The sequence below is a fragment of the Mucilaginibacter aquaedulcis genome (assembly GCF_030409325.1).
Taxonomy (GTDB): Bacteria; Bacteroidota; Bacteroidia; order Sphingobacteriales; family Sphingobacteriaceae; genus Mucilaginibacter; species Mucilaginibacter aquaedulcis.
Map to the genome: position 1 here is coordinate 1 of NZ_JAUFPR010000005.1, position 1,160 is coordinate 1,160.

The window sequence follows — 1,160 nt, forward strand, 5'->3', positions numbered from 1 at the left end:
ATGGCCCGATTAAATTTATTGGAAGAGACCCGGTACGAGAAGCTGCCGGTAAGCGTATACAGCACCCAGCAGGAAGCGTCATTAGCGGTAGCACAACGGATAGCGGCACTGATCCGCGGCAAACAAAGCAAAGGCGAAAAGGCCGTGCTGGGTTTGGCAACAGGCGTAACCCCCATCGGTGTATATGCCGAACTGGTTCGTTTGCACCGTGAAGAAGGGCTGTCTTTCAGCAACGTGATCACTTTCAACCTGGACGAGTACTACCCCATGAAACCCGATGCAGCCCAGAGCTACGTAACCTTCATGTACGAGAACCTGTTCAGCCATGTAGATATCGATAAGGCCAATGTACATATACCCGATGGCACGCTTGACCAGGATGCCGTGGCAGCGTTCTGCCTGAACTACGAACACCAGATCGAGGAACTGGGCGGGCTCGACCTGCAGATCCTGGGGATCGGCCGTACGGGCCACATCGGCTTCAACGAGCCGGGCTCGGCCCCCAACTCCGGAACCAGGCTGGTCACTTTGGATGACCTGACCCGTAATGATGCCTCGCGTGATTTTGGCGGCAAGGCCAATGTACCCACCAAGGCCATCACCATGGGTATCGGTACCATCTTCAAGGCCCGGGAGATCATCCTGATGGCCTGGAGCAAAAAGAAGGCCCCCATCATCAAGAAAGCCGTAGAGGGTGAAATATCGGGCGAGGTACCGGCCACTTACCTGCAGCTATCGGATAGTGTGGAGTTTGTACTGGACGAAGCCGCGGCATCCGAACTCACCCGCTTTGATACCCCATGGTTAGTAAAAGACTGCTCCTGGGATGATAAGGTACTGAAAAAGAAAGCCGTGATCTGGCTGGCCGATACCATCGGCAAACCGGTACTGAAACTCACCGAGGAAGATTACAACAACCACGGTATGGCACAGTTAGCCGTAGAACAGGGGCCGGTATACAATATCAACATCGATATCTTTAACCAGATCCAGCATACCATCACGGGCTGGCCGGGCGGCAAACCCGATGCCGATGATTCGCAGCGTCCGGAAAGGGCATTGCCGGCCAAAAAACGTTCCATCATCTTTTCACCGCACCCGGATGATGATGTGATCTCGATGGGCGGTACTTTTATCCGACTGGTTGACCAGGGTCATGA

1 protein-coding gene is annotated in these 1,160 nt (G+C 54.3%); it reads left to right on the forward strand.

Features of this window, described 5'->3' with window-relative positions:
- On the forward strand, positions 1-1,160 hold a 1,160-nt coding region (nagB, locus tag QWZ01_RS23770; protein WP_290327860.1), incomplete at both ends, for a glucosamine-6-phosphate deaminase.